General features: G+C 70.8%; 17 protein-coding genes and 1 rRNA gene. 3 read left to right on the top strand and 15 right to left on the bottom strand.

What is annotated here, in order from left to right; genetic code table 11:
• Window positions 1–45: 45 nt before the first annotated feature.
• The 6 genes from hemB to C1N81_RS22255 all read right to left on the bottom strand — a co-directional run bounded on the left by hemB (window position 46) and on the right by C1N81_RS22255 (window position 6,840).
• Window positions 46–1,038 (bottom strand): porphobilinogen synthase, encoded by a 993-nt coding sequence (gene hemB, locus C1N81_RS22230; protein WP_394431748.1) that lies wholly within the window; start codon window positions 1,036–1,038, stop codon window positions 46–48.
• A 94-nt stretch (window positions 1,039–1,132) separates the two neighbouring features.
• Window positions 1,133–2,806: a bifunctional uroporphyrinogen-III C-methyltransferase/uroporphyrinogen-III synthase gene (locus C1N81_RS22235; RefSeq protein WP_394431750.1), complete on the bottom strand. Its 1,674-nt coding sequence runs from the start codon at window positions 2,804–2,806 to the stop codon at window positions 1,133–1,135.
• Window positions 2,803–3,768: a hydroxymethylbilane synthase gene (hemC, locus tag C1N81_RS22240; RefSeq protein WP_394431752.1), complete on the bottom strand. Its 966-nt coding sequence runs from the start codon at window positions 3,766–3,768 to the stop codon at window positions 2,803–2,805. Before hemC ends, C1N81_RS22235 begins: the two co-directional genes overlap by 4 nt.
• Window positions 3,765–5,444, bottom strand: a complete 1,680-nt coding sequence (locus C1N81_RS22245; protein WP_394431754.1) for a glutamyl-tRNA reductase — start codon at window positions 5,442–5,444, stop codon at window positions 3,765–3,767. Before C1N81_RS22245 ends, hemC begins: the two co-directional genes overlap by 4 nt.
• Window positions 5,441–6,229, bottom strand: a complete 789-nt coding sequence (locus tag C1N81_RS22250) for a redox-sensing transcriptional repressor Rex (protein ID WP_394431755.1) — start codon at window positions 6,227–6,229, stop codon at window positions 5,441–5,443. Before C1N81_RS22250 ends, C1N81_RS22245 begins: the two co-directional genes overlap by 4 nt.
• A gap of 332 nt (window positions 6,230–6,561) precedes the next feature.
• A complete protein-coding gene (locus C1N81_RS22255; protein WP_394431757.1) occupies window positions 6,562–6,840 on the bottom strand; it encodes a glutaredoxin family protein in 279 nt (92 codons plus the stop codon).
• Window positions 6,841–7,008: 168 nt separating this feature from the next.
• Here C1N81_RS22255 and C1N81_RS22260 point away from each other — a divergent pair, with 168 nt between their 5' ends.
• From C1N81_RS22260 to C1N81_RS22270, 3 genes are all read left to right on the top strand, one after another.
• Complete coding sequence (locus tag C1N81_RS22260) at window positions 7,009–7,950, top strand: HAD family hydrolase (RefSeq protein WP_394438148.1); 942 nt, start codon at window positions 7,009–7,011, stop codon at window positions 7,948–7,950.
• A gap of 322 nt (window positions 7,951–8,272) precedes the next feature.
• A complete protein-coding gene (locus tag C1N81_RS22265) occupies window positions 8,273–9,070 on the top strand; it encodes an ECF subfamily RNA polymerase sigma factor, BldN family (protein WP_394431759.1) in 798 nt (265 codons plus the stop codon).
• 279 nt (window positions 9,071–9,349) lie between these two features.
• Window positions 9,350–10,579, top strand: coding sequence for a DUF5667 domain-containing protein (locus tag C1N81_RS22270; RefSeq protein ID WP_394431761.1), 1,230 nt, complete (start codon window positions 9,350–9,352; stop codon window positions 10,577–10,579).
• A 98-nt stretch (window positions 10,580–10,677) separates the two neighbouring features.
• Here C1N81_RS22270 and C1N81_RS22275 read toward each other — a convergent pair whose 3' ends face one another.
• From C1N81_RS22275 to rrf, 9 genes are all read right to left on the bottom strand, one after another.
• The gene (locus C1N81_RS22275; RefSeq protein WP_394431763.1) at window positions 10,678–11,715 is read right to left on the bottom strand and encodes a lysophospholipid acyltransferase family protein; all 1,038 of its coding nucleotides are present in this window, start codon (window positions 11,713–11,715) and stop codon (window positions 10,678–10,680) included.
• A gap of 14 nt (window positions 11,716–11,729) precedes the next feature.
• Entirely contained in the window at window positions 11,730–12,803 is a 1,074-nt protein-coding gene (locus C1N81_RS22280; protein WP_394431765.1) for an NAD-dependent epimerase/dehydratase family protein, read from the bottom strand.
• Window positions 12,804–13,119: 316 nt separating this feature from the next.
• Window positions 13,120–13,218: a 30S ribosomal protein bS22 gene (locus C1N81_RS22285; RefSeq protein ID WP_003948845.1), complete on the bottom strand. Its 99-nt coding sequence runs from the start codon at window positions 13,216–13,218 to the stop codon at window positions 13,120–13,122.
• 138 nt (window positions 13,219–13,356) lie between these two features.
• Complete coding sequence (locus C1N81_RS22290; protein WP_394431767.1) at window positions 13,357–13,569, bottom strand: helix-turn-helix domain-containing protein; 213 nt, start codon at window positions 13,567–13,569, stop codon at window positions 13,357–13,359.
• 129 nt (window positions 13,570–13,698) lie between these two features.
• Window positions 13,699–14,514, bottom strand: coding sequence for a phosphatase (locus C1N81_RS22295; protein WP_394431769.1), 816 nt, complete (start codon window positions 14,512–14,514; stop codon window positions 13,699–13,701).
• 133 nt (window positions 14,515–14,647) lie between these two features.
• Window positions 14,648–15,823 carry an acetoin utilization protein AcuC gene (locus C1N81_RS22300; protein WP_394431771.1) on the bottom strand — a complete coding sequence of 392 codons (1,176 nt, stop codon included), beginning with the start codon at window positions 15,821–15,823 and terminating at the stop codon, window positions 14,648–14,650.
• Complete coding sequence (locus C1N81_RS22305; protein WP_394431773.1) at window positions 15,774–17,042, bottom strand: MFS transporter; 1,269 nt, start codon at window positions 17,040–17,042, stop codon at window positions 15,774–15,776. The genes C1N81_RS22300 and C1N81_RS22305 overlap by 50 nt, the downstream gene beginning before the upstream one ends.
• A 43-nt stretch (window positions 17,043–17,085) precedes the next feature.
• Window positions 17,086–17,757: an HAD family hydrolase gene (locus C1N81_RS22310; RefSeq protein WP_394431775.1), complete on the bottom strand. Its 672-nt coding sequence runs from the start codon at window positions 17,755–17,757 to the stop codon at window positions 17,086–17,088.
• A gap of 80 nt (window positions 17,758–17,837) precedes the next feature.
• Window positions 17,838–17,954 (bottom strand): 5S ribosomal RNA (gene rrf / locus C1N81_RS22315).
• Between the last annotated feature and the right edge of the window lie 20 nt (window positions 17,955–17,974).

Here is a 17,974-nt window from a genome sequence, read left to right on the forward strand (position 1 = left end):
GATTGTCCGCCACGGCACTGACAGGACCCCCGGGGCCCGGGCCGGTCAGCCCAGCTGCCGGGCCACCTCGGTCGCCCAGTACGTCAGGATCATGTTGGCGCCCGCGCGCTTGATCCCGGTCAGCGACTCCATGATCGCCCGGTCGCGCTCGATCCAGCCGCGCTGCGCCGCCGCCTCGATCATCGCGTACTCGCCACTGATCTGGTACGCGGCGACCGGCACGTCCACCTCGTCGGCGACCCGCGCGAGGATGTCCAGGTAGGGACCGGCCGGCTTGACCATCACCATGTCGGCGCCCTCCTCCAGGTCGAGCGCCAGCTCCCGCAGGGACTCCCGGATGTTGGCCGGGTCCTGCTGGTACGTCTTGCGGTCGCCCTTGAGCGAGGAGCCGACGGCCTCACGGAACGGGCCGTAGAACGCCGACGAATACTTCGCCGTGTACGCGAGGATCGCCACGTCCTCGCGGCCGATCTGGTCGAGCGCGTCGCGGATGACGCCGATCTGGCCGTCCATCATCCCGGACGGGCCGACGACGTGGGCGCCCGCGTCCGCCTGGACCTGCGCCATCTCGGCGTACCGCTCAAGGGTCGCGTCGTTGTCGACCCGGCCCTGCTCGTCGAGGACGCCGCAGTGCCCGTGGTCGGTGAACTCGTCCAGGCACAGGTCGGACATGACGATCAGGTCGTCCCCGACCTCGGCCCGTACGTCCCGGAGGCCCTGCTGGAGGATGCCGTCGGGGTCGGTGCCGACCGTTCCGGCGCCGTCCTTCTTCTCCTCCAGCGGAACACCGAAGAGCATGATCCCGGAGACGCCCGCCTCGACCGCCTCGGCCGCAGCCTTCTTCAGGGAGTCACGCGTGTGCTGGTACACGCCGGGCATCGAGCCGATCTCGACCGGCGCGTCGATCCCTTCCCGCACGAACGCGGGCAGGATCAGATCGGCCGGATGCAGCCGTGTCTCGGCGACCATGCGCCGCATGGCGGGAGTCGTGCGCAGCCGCCGGGGCCGCGAACCGGGGAAAGAGCCGTACCGAGTCACTGGACTGTCACCTCGTCGTACCTACGTGTACCTGGACCAAATGAACCAGGGCGGGTACCCGGCTCGCACCCGGTACCCGCCCCCACTTCTACTCCTACGGAGCCGCGCGCCTGCGCCGCGACCCGGGCCGCCGCTCGCTCGGCCGCGTCACCGGGTCACCGGCCTCGATCGCCGCGTCCCGGCGCCGGGCGCCGAAGTCGGCGAGCGCGGCGGCCAGCTTGAGCACCGACGGCTCGGGGGCCATCACGTCGACCCGCAGGCCGTGCTCCTCGGCGGTCTTGGCGGTGGCCGGGCCGATACAGGCGATCACCGTCACGTTGTGCGGCTTGCCCGCGATACCGACCAGGTTGCGCACGGTGGACGACGAAGTGAAGAGCACCGCGTCGAAGCCGCCGCCCTTGATCGCCTCACGCGTCTCGGCCGGCGGGGGCGAGGCCCGTACGGTCCGGTAGGCCGTGACGTCGTCGACCTCCCAGCCCAGCTCGATCAACCCGGCGACCAGGGTCTCCGTGGCGATGTCCGCGCGCGGCAGGAACACTCTGTCGATCGGGTCGAAGACCGGGTCGTAGGGCGGCCAGTCCTCCAGGAGCCCCGCGGCCGACTGCTCGCCGCTCGGCACCAGGTCCGGCTTGACGCCGAACGCGATCAGCGCGTTCGCCGTCTGCTCGCCGACCGCCGCGACCTTGATCCCGGCGAAGGCGCGCGCGTCGAGCCCGTACTCCTCGAACTTCTCGCGCACCGCCTTGACCGCGTTGACCGAGGTGAAGGCGATCCACTCGTAGCGGCCCGTGACCAGGCCCTTGACCGCGCGCTCCATCTGCTGCGGGGTGCGCGGCGGCTCGACGGCGATCGTCGGGACCTCGTGCGGCACCGCGCCGTACGACCGGAGCTGGTCGGAGAGGGACGCCGCCTGCTCCTTCGTGCGCGGGACGAGCACCTTCCAGCCGAACAGCGGCTTGGACTCGAACCACGACAACTGGTCGCGCTGCGCGGCGGCGGACCGCTCACCGACCACGGCTATCACCGGCCGGTTGCCCTCGGGCGAGGGCAACACCTTGGCCTGCTTGAACGTCTGCGCGATGGTGCCGAGCGTCGCGGTCCAGGTCTTCTGGCGCGTCGTCGTCCCCGCGACGGTCACCGTCAGCGGCGTGTCCGGCTTGCGGCCCGCCGCGACCAGCTCACCGGCGGCCGCGGCCACCGAGTCGAGCGTGGTGGAGACGACGAGCGTGCCGTCGGACGCGCCGACCTCGCTCCAGCACCGCTCGGAGGCGGTGGCGGCGTCGACGAAGCGGACGTCGGCGCCCTGCGCGTCGCGCAGCGGGACACCGGCGTACGCGGCGACACCGACGGCGGCGGCGACACCGGGGACGACCTCGAAGTCGATGCCGGCGGAGGCACAGGCGAGCATCTCCTCGGCCGCGTACGTGTCGAGCCCGGGGTCGCCCGAGACCGCACGGACGACCCGCTTGCCGCTGCCCGCGGCCTCCATGACAAGATTGGCCCAGTCCCTCAGAGCCGGGACCACGACGGCAGTTGACGCCCCGTCAGCAGCCGTGCGCCCCGGCGTGCCCGCGTCGAGCACGGTCACGCCCGCGGCGGCGTGCGTGCGGACGACGTCGAGCACTTCGGGCTCGGCGATCAGCACATCCGCTCGGGTCAGGGCCTCCACGGCCCGCAGTGTCAGCAGTCCTGGGTCACCGGGACCGGCACCCAGGAAGGTGACGTGCCCAGGTGCGCAGGCGGTCGATTGAGGCGTGGTGGGGCTCAAAGTGCTCGCTCCCCCATCAGACCGGCCGCACCCTTGGCCAGCATCTCGGCGGCGAGTTCCCGCCCGAGCGCCAGCGCCTCGTCCTCCGACGAGGGCACGGGACCGGTGGTGGACAGCTGCACCAGCTCGGAGCCGTCGGTGGTGCCGACGACGCCGCGGAGGCGCATTTGATTGGCAATCTGCCCGTCGGCCAGGAGGTCGGCCAGCGCGCCCACAGGGGCGCTGCAACCGGCTTCCAGGGCGGCGAGCAGGGCTCGCTCGGCCGTGACGGCGACCCGGGTGAACGGGTCGTCGAGCTCGGCGAGCGCGGCGGCGAGCGCACTGTTCTGCGTGGTGCACTCGACTGCCAGTGCCCCCTGACCGGGGGCGGGCAGGACGGTGTCGGTCGCGAGGAGGTCGGTGGCCTCCGCGGCGCGGCCTATGCGGTTGAGCCCTGCGGCCGCCAGGACGACGGCGTCGAGCTCCCCCTTCTCGACGTAGCCGATGCGGGTGTCGATGTTCCCGCGGATCGGCACGGTCTCGATGGTCATCCCGTGGCTACGGGCGTACGCGTTGAGCTGGGCCATGCGGCGCGGCGAACCGGTGCCGATCCGGGCGCCGGCCGGCAGGTCGGTGAACTTCAGCCCGTCCCGTGCGACCAGCGCGTCCCGGGGGTCCTCGCGCACCGGCACGGCGGCCAGCGTGAGCTCCTCGGGCTGCGTCGTCGGCAGGTCCTTCAGCGAGTGCACGGCGAAGTCGATCTCACCGCGCAGCAGCGCGTCGCGCAGAGCGGTGACGAAGACCCCCGTCCCGCCGATCTGCGCCAGCTGCTCACGGGAGGTGTCCCCGTACGTGGTGATCTCCACCAACTCGACCTCGCGGCCGGTCAGCTGGCGTACGGCTTCGGCGACATGCCCGGACTGGGACATGGCCAGCTTGCTGCGCCGGGTCCCCAGCCTCAGTGCTTTGTCGGCGGCGGTCATGCCGGGCCTCGATTCTTGCCTACCGTGCCGGTTGCGGATTCACGGTCTCGGGGGATGGCCCGGGAGACGGCGGCGACCGTCTCCTGGTCCAGGTCGAACAGGGTCCGCAGCGCGTCCGCGTACCCGGCACCGCCGGGCTCGGCGGCGAGCTGCTTGACCCGTACGGTCGGCGCGTGCAGCAGTTTGTCCACCACGCGCCGCACGGTCTGGGTGATCTCCGCGCGCTGCTTCTCGTCCAGCCCTGGCAGCCGGCCGTCCAGGCGCGCGATCTCGCTGGTGACGACGGACGCGGCCATGGTGCGCAGCGCCACGACGGTCGGCGTGATGTGCGCGGCGCGCTGCGCGGCGCCGAACGCGGCGACCTCGTCGGCGACGATCGTGCGCACCTGGTCCACGTCCGCGGCCATCGGCGCGTCCGCGGAGGCGTCCGCGAGCGACTCGATGTCGACGAGGCGGACCCCGTCGATCCGGTGCGCGACCGCGTCGATGTCGCGCGGCATCGCCAGGTCGAGCAGGGCGAGCGCGACACGCTGCACCGGCTCGGGCTGCCGCTCACGGCGCATCTCGGGCACCCGGCCGGCGGCCGCGAGGGCGGCGATGGTGTCGGCCTCGGAGGGCCGCACCCGCTCGCCCGGCGCGTTGTCGACCCAGGCGCCGTGCTGTTCCAGCGCGGCGGCGTCGAACCCGGCGACGGCGGCCTCGCCCTCGACGGAGAACCCGCCGCGCACGGGCGCGCTCGGGTCGACGGGGCAGCCCTCGACCGGCGCCTTCGCGCCCGGCGCCGACACCTGCTGCGGCACGTCGCCGCCCGCGGTCGGCGTGCGGCCCGCGACGGCGGCGCGCACGGCGTCGGCGGTCAGGACGAGCCCGGTCGCGCCGGTGCAGGAGATCGCGACGTCGGCACGTGTCAGTTCGTCCGCCACGGCGTCCATGGCGACGGCACGGGCGGCGGTACCGCCCTCACCCAGACCGTGTCCGTAGTTCTCTTCGAGAAGGGCCACGAGGCGCTCGGCGCGCTCCATGGTCCGGTTGGCGACGACGATCTCGGCCACCCCGGCGCGCGCGAGCGTCGCCGCGGCGAGCGAGGACATCGAGCCCGCGCCGATCACGAGCGCGCGCTTGCCCTGCGCCCAGGCGGCCACCGGCTCCTTCTGCGCGAGCTGTTCGAGCCCGAAGGTGACGAGCGACTGTCCGGCCCGGTCGATCCCGGTCTCGGAGTGCGCCCGCTTGCCGACCCGCAGCGCCTGCTGGAAGAGGTCGTTGAGGAGCTTGCCCGCGGAGTGCAGGTCCTGGGCGCGGGCGAGCGTGTCCTTGATCTGGCCGAGGATCTGGCCCTCGCCGACGACCATCGAGTCGAGCCCGCACGCCACCGAGAACAGGTGGTGCACCGCCCGGTCCTCGTAGTGCACATAAAGATAGGGAGTCAGCTCTTCCAGACCCACGCCACTGTGCTGCGCGAGCAGCGTCGACAGCTCGGCGACACCGGCGTGGAACTTGTCCACGTCCGCGTACAGCTCGATGCGGTTGCAGGTCGACAGGAGCGCCGCCTCGGCCGCCGGTTCGGCGGCCAGCGTGTCCTGGACGAGCTTGGCCTGGGCGTCCGCGGTCAGCGCGGCCCGCTCCAGGATGGAGACCGGGGCGCTGCGGTGGCTCAGCCCTACGACGAGGAGGCTCATGCCGGCATCACGGCGGGCACGTCCCCGTCGGGTCCCTTGCGGTCGGCAACGGTGCTGGGCTTGGTGACCTTGGCGGCCGGACCCTCGACGCCCACGGCGCCCTCGGCCGCCTCCATGGCGCTCTCGCCCGCCTTGCGCTGCTCGTGGAAGGCGAGGATCTGCAGCTCGATGGAGAGGTCGACCTTGCGCACGTCGACCCCGTCCGGCACGGACAGGACGGTCGGCGCGAAGTTCAGGATGGAGGTGACACCGGCGGCGACGAGCCGGTCGCAGACCTGCTGCGCGGCGCCGGCCGGGGTCGCGATGACGCCGATCGACACCCCGTTGTCGTCGATGATCTTCTCGAGGTCGTCGGCGTGCTGCACCGCCATCCCGGCGACGGTCTTGCCCGTCATCGCCGGATCAGCGTCTATGAGCGCCGCGACCCGGAACCCGCGCGAGGCGAACCCGCCGTAGTTGGCGAGGGCCGCGCCGAGGTTACCGATACCGACCATCACGATCGGCCAGTCCTGCGTGAGGCCCAGCTCGCGTGAGATCTGGTAGACGAGGTACTCGACGTCGTAGCCGACACCGCGGGTCCCGTACGAACCGAGGTAGGAGAAGTCCTTGCGCAGCTTCGCGGAGTTGACCCCCGCCGCGGCCGCGAGCTCCTCGGAGGAGACCGTGGGCACCGAGCGCTCCGACAGAGCGGTGAGGGCTCGGAGGTACAGCGGGAGACGGGCGACGGTGGCCTCGGGAATTCCTCGGCTGCGGGTCGCCGGTCGGTGAGTTCGGCCAGTTGCCACGGTGCTCCTGCGGGTAGAGCGGGGCTGCGGGCGGCTCTTTGTTCCTGGACCGCCCCGTCGAATGCAGGCTATGTCTTTGTGAACGCGTGCACAAAGATGGTGTCCGATTTGCCCGGCCAACGTGACCGGGGTCACGCGCCCCCGGCGCGCTCTCGTGGAACCGGCGCGCAGGCAGCCTCGTTGCATACCTGTGGGGGGCAAAACCGGACACCTTCCTTCAGATCCACGCCCCCCGAGACCAAACCGCCCCCGATCCTAAGCGACTTTGGGGATTAGTTGGACTCGTCGGTCAGTGACGTTCGCGACCGCGGGCAGCGCCCGTGCACGGACGGCTACCGCGTGAGCGCACGCCGCAGCCGCTCCTCCTGCACGCGCCAGAAATCGTGCTGCGCGCCGTCGACCAGAACGACCGGGATCTGCTCCCAGTACTTGCGGTACAACTCCTCGTCCTCGGTGATGTCCTTCATCTCCCACGCGGCGCCCACCTCGGCGCACACCTTCTCGATCACCACCTGGGCGTCGTCGCACAGGTGGCATCCGGGCTTCCGGATCAGCGTGACGACACGCTCCTGCGGATTCTTCTTCTCACCACGGCGAAAAATGGGACTCATACCGGCCATTCTGACCCCGCCCTCGGCTGTCGTACGACGCCGGGATTTCCCGGACCGACAGCTTCCCGAAATCCCCTCGACCCCGGAAGCACCGAACACAATGGCTATGCTCGCGCCATGTCCCGCCCGTCGCCCTACCGCCGCCCCGGCAGGAGGCACGCCATGCCGCTGATCGGATTCGGATGGCTCACCCCTCGCAGGCGCCCCGCGACCGCGCGCAGTGTCCTCGCGGGCGAGGCGTCGGCGGAGGCCGCCCGCAAGACCTCGCAGGAACTCGAGGAACAGGCGCCGCCCGCGGAGAGCCCGGAAGGCCAGGAACCGGAATTCCCGGTCTTCGGCGACGACAAGGCCGCCGCCTTCTTCGACCTGGACAACACCGTGATGCAAGGCGCCGCGATCTTCCATTTCGGGCGCGGCCTCTACAAGCGGAAGTTCTTCGAGCGCCGCGAACTCACCCGCTTCGCGTGGCAGCAGGCCTGGTTCCGGATCGCCGGGGTCGAGGACCCCGAGCACATGCAGGACGTCCGCGAGAGCGCCCTGTCCATCGTCAAGGGCCACCGCGTCGCCGAGCTGCAGTCCATCGGCGAGGAGATCTACGACGAGTACATGGCCGAGCGGATCTGGCCCGGCACCCGCGCCCTCGCCCAGGCCCACCTCGACGCGGGCCAGAAGGTCTGGCTGGTCACCGCCGCGCCCGTGGAGATCGCCACGGTGATCGCCCGGCGCCTCGGCCTGACCGGCGCGCTCGGCACGGTCGCGGAGTCCATCGGCGGCGTCTACACCGGCAAGCTCGTCGGCGAACCGCTGCACGGCCCCGCGAAGGCCGAGGCCGTCCGCGCGCTCGCCTCCGCCGAGGGCCTGGAGCTCGGCCGCTGCGCCGCCTACAGCGACTCGCACAACGACATCCCGATGCTTTCGCTCGTCGGACATCCGTATGCGATCAATCCTGACGCGAAACTGCGCAAGTACGCGCGCGAACGGGAGTGGCGGCTGCGGGACTACCGCACGGGCCGCAAGGCCGCGAAGGTCGGCATCCCGGCCGCCGCGGGGGTGGGCGCGGTCGCGGGCGGCACGGCGGCGGCGATCGCCCTGCACCGGCGCCGTCGCTGACGTCTGCGGGGCGGACAGAGGGGCATACCCGGCTCCGGCCGCCGCCAGTCGCATTGACGCCCCGTTGATACCACTCGGCCACAACGAGTCACCGGCATAGCCCGAACATGACCTCATCCGATCAAGAAACGGTCACTCTCCGGTGCTCAAAGCCTCGTCGATCGACTACAGAAGTGACGTAATCGATGATTTGAGCAACTCGGTGTAGCGCTCCCTGCACGAAGCGTTATTCTCCTCAGACGCATTCCGGTACCGGCACGTCAGCACGACGAGTGAACGGTCCCGCACTGCACGTGATGGAAGCTCTGCCTCTGGGAGTCCCGTGTTTCAACACGTCGGGGTTGACGCCTCGGGCCTGGCTACGCTGCGCGCAACGGTCATCGACCGCTTGCGCGGCTTCGTCCCCACCGCGTACGCCGTCCCCGCCCTCGCCGTCGCCGCACCGGTCGGCCCGTGCTTCGCCATGGCCGATTCCGGTGCCGCCACCGTCGGCAGACGGACCAGGTCCGGAGCCGCCGGCGCGTCCGGCACGTCGACGGCGTCCGCCCCACGCCGTCCCGCCGCGGACAGCGACAGTGCCCGCATGATGGAGCTGGTCGAGCGCGCCCAGTCCGGCGAGGCCGATGCCTTCGGCCGCCTCTACGACCAGTACAGCGACACCGTCTACCGCTACATCTACTACCGCGTCGGCGGAAAGGCGACGGCCGAGGACCTCACCAGCGAGACCTTTCTGCGCGCCCTGCGCCGTATCGGGACCTTCACCTGGCAGGGCCGCGACTTCGGCGCCTGGCTGGTCACGATCGCGCGCAACCTGGTCGCCGACCACTTCAAGTCGAGCCGCTTCCGCCTCGAAGTGACCACCGGCGAAATGCTCGACGCGAACGAGGTGGAGCGTTCCCCCGAGGACTCCGTCCTCGAGTCCCTCTCCAACGCGGCCCTGCTCGAAGCCGTGCGACGGCTCAACCCGCAGCAGCAGGAGTGCGTCACGCTCCGCTTCCTCCAGGGTCTGTCCGTCGCCGAGACCGCCCGCGTGATGGGCAAGAACGAGGGCGCGATCAAGACCCTCCAGTACCGGGCCGTGCGCACGCTCGCCCGCCTCCTGCCGGACGACGCCCGCTGACGCCGCCCGGCCCCGGCACCGGCGCACGGCGCCCGTCACCGTCCGCGATTCTCAACTCACCTTCTGTGAGGGCGAGATGAGATCGTGGTCGGATCATCTTTCGTCCGTAACCCAAGTGCCGCGCCGCTCGTTGAGCGGGATGCAGGCTCCCTGTGGTCACTCCTGGACCGACTCCGCTCACTCGTTCGTGTGCAAGTCGGCGCGGCGTGCAACCCTCAGGACCCCTTGGGGAGTCGACCACGTGGGAGTCGACCGTCATGACGAGAGGAGGTGCCGCCAGTGATCGCGAACGTATCGGCACACCGGCGGGCGAACGCCTTCGCCCAGGCCCTGGAGGACCAGTCCGACCTGGACCCGGCGGCGCAGCAGCCGGAGGAACCGGAAGCTCGAGCGAGCGACCGGTCCGATCGGACCGAACAGGGCAGGCTCCTGTCCCTGGCCTCCGGCCTCGGCGAACTGCCCAGGCCGAGATTGGACCCCGAGGTCAAAGTGGTGCAGCGGGCCCAGCTCGTCGCCGCCATGGAGGCCATGCTCCAGGAGGGCACCGTAGGCCCAGCGGTACCGGAGCAGCGGACCCGGGCCAAGGGAGCGCACCGGGCGAGCCCCCTGCGCAAGCTGCGGCCCCGCACCCGCCTGACCAAGGGGCTCGCCGCGGGCGGGCTCACGGTCGGCGTGGCCGCCGGCGCCTTCGGCGGAGTGGCGGCGGCCAGCTCCAACGCCCTGCCGGGGGACAATCTCTACGGCCTCAAGCGCGGCATGGAGGACTTCAAGCTGGGCCTGGCCGACAGCGACTCCGACCGCGGCACGCTATACCTCGACCAGGCGTCGACGCGGCTCAGTGAGGCGCGGCGGCTGATGGAGCGCGACCGCAGCGGCCCCCTCGACCACGAGTCCATCGGCGAGGTCCGCCGCGCGCTCTCCGGTATGCGCTACGACGCCTCCGAGGGGCACCGGCTGCTCAGCGCCGCCTACAAGCGGGACGGCTCCCTCGGCCCGATCCAGGCGCTGAACGCGTTCTCGGAGTCGCACCGGCGCAGCTGGCAGGCGCTCAGCGACCGGCTGCCGGTCCAGCTCGGGGACGTGCGGGACGAGGTCAGCTCGGTCTTCGACGCCATAGACGAAGAGGTCGACCCGCTGCGCTCCCTGCTCCCCAAGACCCCGACCCGGGGCGGCGCCCCGGCCACCGGCCGCAGTGGCGCGACGACGCCGGGCACGTCCGGCACCCACCGGGCCACCCCGTCCGACCCGGCGGGCCAGGACCACCAGGGCACCAGCTCCACCAAGCCGAAGCCGTCCAGCTCCGGCAGCGGTACGAGCCAGGACCATGACGGCCTCCTCGGCGAGACCACCGGCGGCCTCCTCGACCCGCCGAAGGACGAGACGAGCCCGCCCGCGTCGGACGACGGCAAGCTCGACACGCCCCAGGTCCCCAAGCCGGACGTGACCCTGCCGCCGCTCCTGCCGGGCCTGTTGCCGGGCCTCGGCATCGACGCGGAGGACGCGGACTGACCCAGTCCTTCCGAGCAACACGCAGGGCCCGGGGTTCGTACACCCCGGGCCCTGTCGCGTGCCGCGCCGGTCGCGTGCCGCGCCGTTCGCATGCCTTGCTAGAAGAACACCGACCGTCGCTGCACCAGCAGCTTGTACAACGTGTGCTGGATCTGTTCGCGGACCTGGTCGGTCAGGTTGAACATCAGCATCGGGTCCTCCGCCGCCTCCGGCGGATAGCCGTCCGTCGGGATCGGCTCCCCGAACTGGATGGTCCACTTCGTCGGCAGCGGCACCGCCCCGAGCGGCCCGAGCCAGGGGAACGTCGGCGTGATCGGGAAGTACGGGAAGCCGAGCACCCGCGCCAGCGTCTTCGCGTTGCCGAGCATCGGGTAGATCTCCTCCGCCCCGACGATCGAGCACGGCACGATCGGCGTCCCGGCGCGCAGCGCGGTCGACACGAACCCGCCGCGCCCGAACCGCTGCAGCTTGTACCGCTCGCTGAACGGTTTCCCTATCCCCTTGAACCCCTCCGGCATCACGCCGACCAGCTCACCGCTCTCCAGCAGCCGCTGCGCGTCCTCCGCGCAGGCAAGGGTGTGCCCGGCCTTGCGCGCCAGCTCGTTGACGACCGGCAGCATGAAGACCAGGTCGGCCGCGAGGAGCCGCAGATGCCGCCCGGCCGGATGGTGGTCGTGCACGGCGACCTGCATCATCAGGCCGTCGAGCGGCAGCGTCCCGGAGTGGTTGGAGACGATCAGCGCCCCGCCCTCGGACGGGATGTTCTCCACGCCCTTCACCTCGACGCGGAAGTACTTCTCCGCGACCGGCCGCAGCAGCGACATCAGGACGTGGTCGGTGAGCTCCTCGTCGTAGCCGAACTCGTCGATCTCGTAGTCCCCGGTCAGCCGCCGCCGCAGGAACGCGAGCCCGCCAGCGACCCGCCGCTCCCAGCCCCCGCGCTCCCCGGCCGGCGGCGCCTGCGGTGACGGCCCGGCCGCCGGTTCCGGGCGCTGCACCGGCAGCGGTTTGATCTCGTGCACGTCACCGGCCCCCGCCGGCTCGTTCTTGCGCCGGCCCTTGCGCCGCCCGGCGCTCTTGCCGGTGGCCCCCCGCGACCTGTCGTCGTCGAACCGAATGACCTTGGCGTCCGCCATCGTTCACGCGCTCCTCAGTTGGCGCTCTGCTTCGGGGGGTGGCTCGCTGCGCGCCCGCCGCCCAGGAACGGCAGCGACGCGATCCTGTCGACGGCTCCCGCCACCGCCCTCGGCGGCAGCAGGCCGGGGCCCCGGCCACGGACGAAGTCCTCGAAGGTCTCCGCGGTCGAGTACAGGGGCCGGAAGCCCAGCGTGTCCTTCATCTGGGCCGTCGACACCATCCGCCCATGGGTGAGCAGCCTGATCTGCTCGGGTGAGAAGTCCGTCGCGCCCAGCGTACGCAGCGCTCCGCCCACCCACGTCACCGCGGGCAGCAGCACCGGGACGGTCGGCCGGCCGAGCCGTCGCGAGCACTGCGAGAGCAGCAGGACGCCGTCGCCCGCGATGTTGAAGGTCCCGCTGTTGAGCGTGCCGCGCTCCGGGTCGCGGGAGGCGAGCCGCAGCACCTCGATCACATCGTCCTCGTGCACGAACTGCAGCCGGGGGTCGTAGCCGAACACCGTCGGCAGAACCGGCAGCGAGAAGTACTCCGCGAGCGGTGAATCGGCCCTCGGTCCGAGGATGTTGGCGAACCGCAGCACGCACACCGCGACATCGGGCCGGCGTCGGGCGAAGCCGCGCACATACCCCTCGACCTCGACGGTGTCCTTGGCGAAACCGCCGCTCGGCAGCGACTTCGGCGGCGTGGTCTCGGTGAAGACGGCCGGGTCGCGGGGTGCCGACCCGTACACGTTGGTACTGGACTTGACCACGAGCCGCCGCACGCTCGGCGCCTTCTGGCACGCGCCGAGGAGCTGCATCGTGCCGATGACGTTGGTCTCCTTCACCGAGCCGCGGCCGCCACTGGCGAGCGGCGTCCCGGTGACGTCCATGTGCACGACCGTGTCGACGGAGTGCTCGGCGAGCACCCGCGCGATCGTCGGCTGCCGGATATCGGCCTGGAGGAAATCCGCGCCGCCCAGATGGTGCGCGGGCGGTACCGCGTCCACGCCGATGACCCGGTCCACTTCGGGGTCCCGCTGGATGCGCCGTACGAAGCGGCCCCCCAGCTGCCGGGCCACCCCGGTCACGAGCACGACCTTGCCCAAGATCAGCGCCTACCTTCCGTCCCCAGCCCCGCCGCGCTCCACGCTCGACGTACCCGTGTCGCGGCTCACGTTAGCGCTTCGTCGTTGCGCTGTGATGTCCACCCGATGCAGGAAGTGACGACAGCCACAGGCGTACGTACAGCCCTGAGCCTGCTCCGCGTGGTGCCGTCCCCACGAGTGCCTGGAAGAACTTGTCCGAAACGCAGTCGGAACGGACTCGGACCGCACGCGGAACGGCTCGTGAACGCACTGTGGCCCTCCCACCGTAAGGAAACGGTGGAAGGGCCACAGATCGCGCTGTTGGTACAGCGGTCGCTTACTTCTTGTTGCGACGCTGCACACGCGTGCGCTTCAGCAGCTTGCGGTGCTTCTTCTTCGCCATCCGCTTACGCCGCTTCTTGATAACAGAGCCCACGACTACCCTCGCTCACTTCTCGGACAACCCCCGCGGTGCGGGGACAATCACTCGGTGCGGGGCTGCATTGGGGCCCACACGACCTACGGAGGGCCAGCGTACCCCGCCCGAGCGCCGAGCTAGAAATCGAGGGGTCGATCAGCCGCTCTCCACCCCCACGTAGGACTCGCGGAGGTACTCGTGGACCGCCTGCTCGGGGACGCGGAAGCTCCGCCCCACCCGGATGGCGGGCAGATGACCGCTGTGCACCAGCCGGTACACGGTCATCTTGGACACTCGCATGACCGAGGCGACTTCCGCCACGGTCAGGAATTGCACCTCGTTCAGAGGCCTACCTTCACCAGCAGCCATGACACACCTGAACCTTCCGCACTCGACGGCCACCGGCTTCCCCTTCCGGTGACTCAACGTCGTTGCGTGCTCACTCCCCAGACTAGGGGCGTGTGGTGCGAGTGGGGAAGAGGAGCAGCGATCGGCCGCCTACTGTGACAGACACGCTCGATTGAGTACATAGCGACTAAGCGGTCGGTAGTAATCAGACCGCACAGCGTCATCAAGCGGAACGACGACGGACACTCGCCCCTCCGCCTCACCGACGAACAGGGCCGGATCGTCGGTATCGGCCAGGCCGATGGCATCGAACCCCAACTGACCTGCACCGCAGACCCATCCGTGGTCTCCGATGACAAGGTGCGGGAGGGGCCATCCGGCCTCCGCGCACCCCGCCAGGGCGGTGCGAACCGGGAGTGGGGAGTGGGTGTGCGCGCCGGGCTCGTCGCCGGGGGCGCACGCGCCGGGTTCGCGCACCAGCGCGACTCCTCGTACGTAGTCAAGGTTGTACGTACGTAGTCCGAACCGGGTCGTTATGTCGACACTCTGACCCTGCGCGGGGGTGAGGACGGGACATCCGAGCGCCGACAGCGCGTCCGCGAGCGCGGCGTAGAAGCCGAGCAGGCGGTGCGGATGCCCGGTCCCGAAGAGTACCGGGGAACGCTCATGAGCGGCCCGGCCGAGACGGTCCCCGAAGGCGTCGAGCGCCGCCAGGGTCAGCTCCGGGTCGATGACGTCGAAGCCCGAGGTGTGCCCGGGATCATCCGACACGCCACATTTGTCGGCCATGAGCGCGAGCAAGTCCCGCTGCCCCCAGGCCCATTCAGGATCGAGCCCGAGCAGGACCCGCGGGTCGCGCGCCTCGAACAGGCGGTAACTCCGCAGGCTCTCCTCGCGGGAGGTCGTCACGGGCCCGGCAAGGCGAGCCGCCAACAGGTGCGCACGCAGGGCGCCGGTGCTCAACACGTGCCCGATGCTGGCGCATTGGCCGCCCGGATACCGCCGAAAAGCCCCGAACACCCCACAGTCGGAGTAACGCGGGCCCAAAGTCCCGTCCCCGGACGCCCGTGTTGGCTAAGAGCCTGTCTGCGAACAACCTCTAAGGCAGCAGCCCCCGCAGCGGGAACGCCGCCTTGCGGGTGGCCAGGATCGCCTGGTCGAGCCGGTCGGCCGGGTCGTAGCCCGCCTCCCACTCCCGGTGCTCGACGGGCCAGCGCCCGTCCGTCATCCGCCCCGGCGCCAACTGCCGCGTACGGGCGTACACATCCTGCCGCCAGCTCTCCGGCGTCAGCGTCTCGGGCGCGATCTCCCGCCCGGCCGCGATGGCCACCAGATGCGTCCAGGAGCGCGGCACGACGTCCACGACGGCATACCCGCCCCCGCCGAGCGCCACCCAGCGCCCCTCCGCGTACGTGTGCGCCAGCTCATGGCAGGCGACCTGCACGGCCCGCTGCGCGTCCAGCGACACCGCGAGGTGGGCGAGCGGGTCCTCGAAGTGCGTGTCGGCCCCGTGCTGCGTCACCAGGACCTGCGGCCGGAACTCCGCGAGCAGCTCCGGCACGACGGCGTGGAAGGCCCGCAGCCATCCGGCGTCCCCGGTCCCGGCCGGCAGCGCCACATTGACGGCGGTCCCCTCGGCGGCACCCTCGGCACCCGTCTCCTCGGGCCACCCGGTCTGCGGGAACAGCGTCCGCGGGTGCTCGTGCAGCGAGATGGTGAGGACGCGCGGGTCCTCCCAGAACGCGGCCTGCACCCCGTCCCCGTGGTGCACGTCCACGTCCACGTACGCGACCCGCTCGACGCCCAGTTCGAGCAGGCGGGCGATGGCGAGGGCCGCGTCGTTGTACACGCAGAACCCGGACGCCGCGCCCGGCATGGCGTGATGAAGCCCGCCGGCGAAGTTCACGGCGTGCAGGGCCTCGCCCCGCCACACGGCCTCCGCGGCGCCCACGGACTGCCCGGCGATCAGCGCGGACACCTCGTGCATCCCCGCGAAGGCCGGATCGTCGACCGTCCCGAGCCCGTACGCCTGGTCGGCCGCGGCCGGGTCGGCGGAGGCGGCCTTGACCGCGTCCACGTAGTCCTGGCGGTGCACGAGCCGCAGCGTCGACTCACCCGCCCGCTTGGCCGCGACGATCTCCACGTCCCGGTCGAGCCCGAGGGCGTCGACGAGGCGCCGGGTCAGATCGAGTCTGACCGGGTCCATCGGGTGCCCGGACCCGAAGTCATACCCCGTCACCGCCGGGTCCCACATCAACTGCGCGCGGCCGCTCATGCCTGCCACCGTATCGGTCCGCCCCGGAACCGAACGAAGGGGCGTACACGAGCGTCACCAGCACCAGCGCCATCGGTACGAGCATCGCCCAGCGGTAGCTCCACGCGTCACCCAGAGCCCCCACAAGCGGCGAACCGATCAAAAAGCCTACGTAGTTGAAGATATTGAGCCGCGCGATGGCCGCATCGGACGCACCGGGGAACATGCGCCCCGCCGCGGCGAAGGTCTGCGGCACGATGACACACAGACCGAGCCCGAGCAGCGTGAACCCGGCCATCCCCACCCAGGCCCCGGGCGCGATCGCCACGACACCGAATCCGGCGGCGGCGACGACCGTCCCCATCCGCACCACGGCCACCGCCCCGAACCGCCGCACCCCCACGTCGCCGACGGCCCGCCCGATCAGCGTCATCACCATGTAGACGTTGTACGGAACGGTCGACAGCTGCTCCGAACTCCCCAGCACGTCCTGCAGATACTTCGCGCTCCAGTTGGAGACGGTCGAGTCCCCGATGTACGCGAAGGTCATCACCAGGCACAACGGCAGCAGCATCTTGAAGACGAGCCCGCCCGCCTGCTCCCGTACGGCGTCCTCGACGAGGCCGGCGTCGCCACCGGCATCCACGTACCACCGGCTCCCGACGAACAAGGCGGGCACGAACACGACGACGACCGGCAGATACAGCACGAACAGCGAGAGATCCCAGTGCGCCCCCGCCCAGGCGAGCGAGGCGCCCACGATCCCGCCGAGGCTGTAGGCGGCGTGGAACCCGAGCATGATGCTGCGCCCGTACGCCCGCTGGAGGCTGACCCCGAGCATGTTCATGGACGCGTCGAGCGCCCCCACGGCAAACCCGAACGCGGCGAGCGCTACGGCCACTTCCCACATGCTGTCCCCGGCGCCCACGCCGAGCAGCGCCAGGAGGGCGACGGGCTGCGACCACCGCAGCACCCGGCTCGGCCGCACCCGCTTCACCAGCTGCTCGGTGCCCACGCTGCCGACTCCGGCCAGGATGGGCACGGCGGCCAGGAACACGGGCAGCAGCCCGTCGGATATCCCGTACTGGTCCTGGAGCGCGGGGATCCGCGTCACGAGCAGCGCGAAGGCCGCTCCCTGGGCGAAGAAGCTGAACCCGAGGGCGCCGCGCCCGCGGCGCATCACGCCGGTTATGCCACTCGTGCCGTCGGTGCTGCCCGTCCCGCCCGTGCCATCGGTCATGGCGGCACAGCGTATGCGCTGGGGATACTGGTGGGTAGATGGATCACCGGGTGATTTGGTCCGGATCCCCGGCCGCGAGGAGCGCGGGCAACTCGCGCATGTCGGCGAAGAGTTGCCGCGCCCCGCCGAGCCGTTCGGCGGGCGTCATGGCGGTGAACCCGTACACATCCATCCCGGCGGCGACGGCGGCCTGCACCCCGAGCGGACTGTCCTCGATGACCAGGCACTTCTCGGGCGCTACGCCCATGCGCTCAGCGGCGTACAGGAAGAGGTCCGGGGCCGGCTTCCCGCGCCCCACGTCCTGCGAACTGAAGATCCGCCCGTCCCCGAACCACTGGTCGAGCCCGGTCGTCCGGTGCCCGACCCGGATCCGCTCATGGCTCCCGGACGAGGCGACGCAGTACGGCACTCCGTCGGCGGCCAGCTTCTCCAGCACGTCGACGACGCCGGGTACGGGCTTGAGCTCCTGCTCGAACGCGTCGAAGACCCGGGCGTGGAAGACGTCGTCGAAATCGGCGGGCAGTCGCTTCCCGGTCCGCTCCGCGATGAGGTCGTGCACACGATGCATGGCAGCGCCCATGTAGTCCCGCAGCGAGTCCTCGTACGAGGTGGGGTGCCCCAGCTCGGTGAGGTAGCCGGCGAGGAGGGTGTTGGAGATCGGCTCGCTGTCGACGAGGACACCGTCATTGTCGAAGAGGACGAGTTCATAGCGCATACGTCGCACCCTAGATGAGCATGTTCTCCTGAACGCAGAAAAGCCCCGTGCCAAGGGCACGGGGCTTTTCTCTACAATTAGTTCGGCGGCGTCCTACTCTCCCACAGGGTCCCCCCTGCAGTACCATCGGCGCTGTGAGGCTTAGCTTCCGGGTTCGGAATGTAACCGGGCGTTTCCCTCACGCTATGACCACCGAAACACTATGAAACTGTCAACC

Source organism: Streptomyces sp. SGAir0957 (assembly GCF_043523415.1).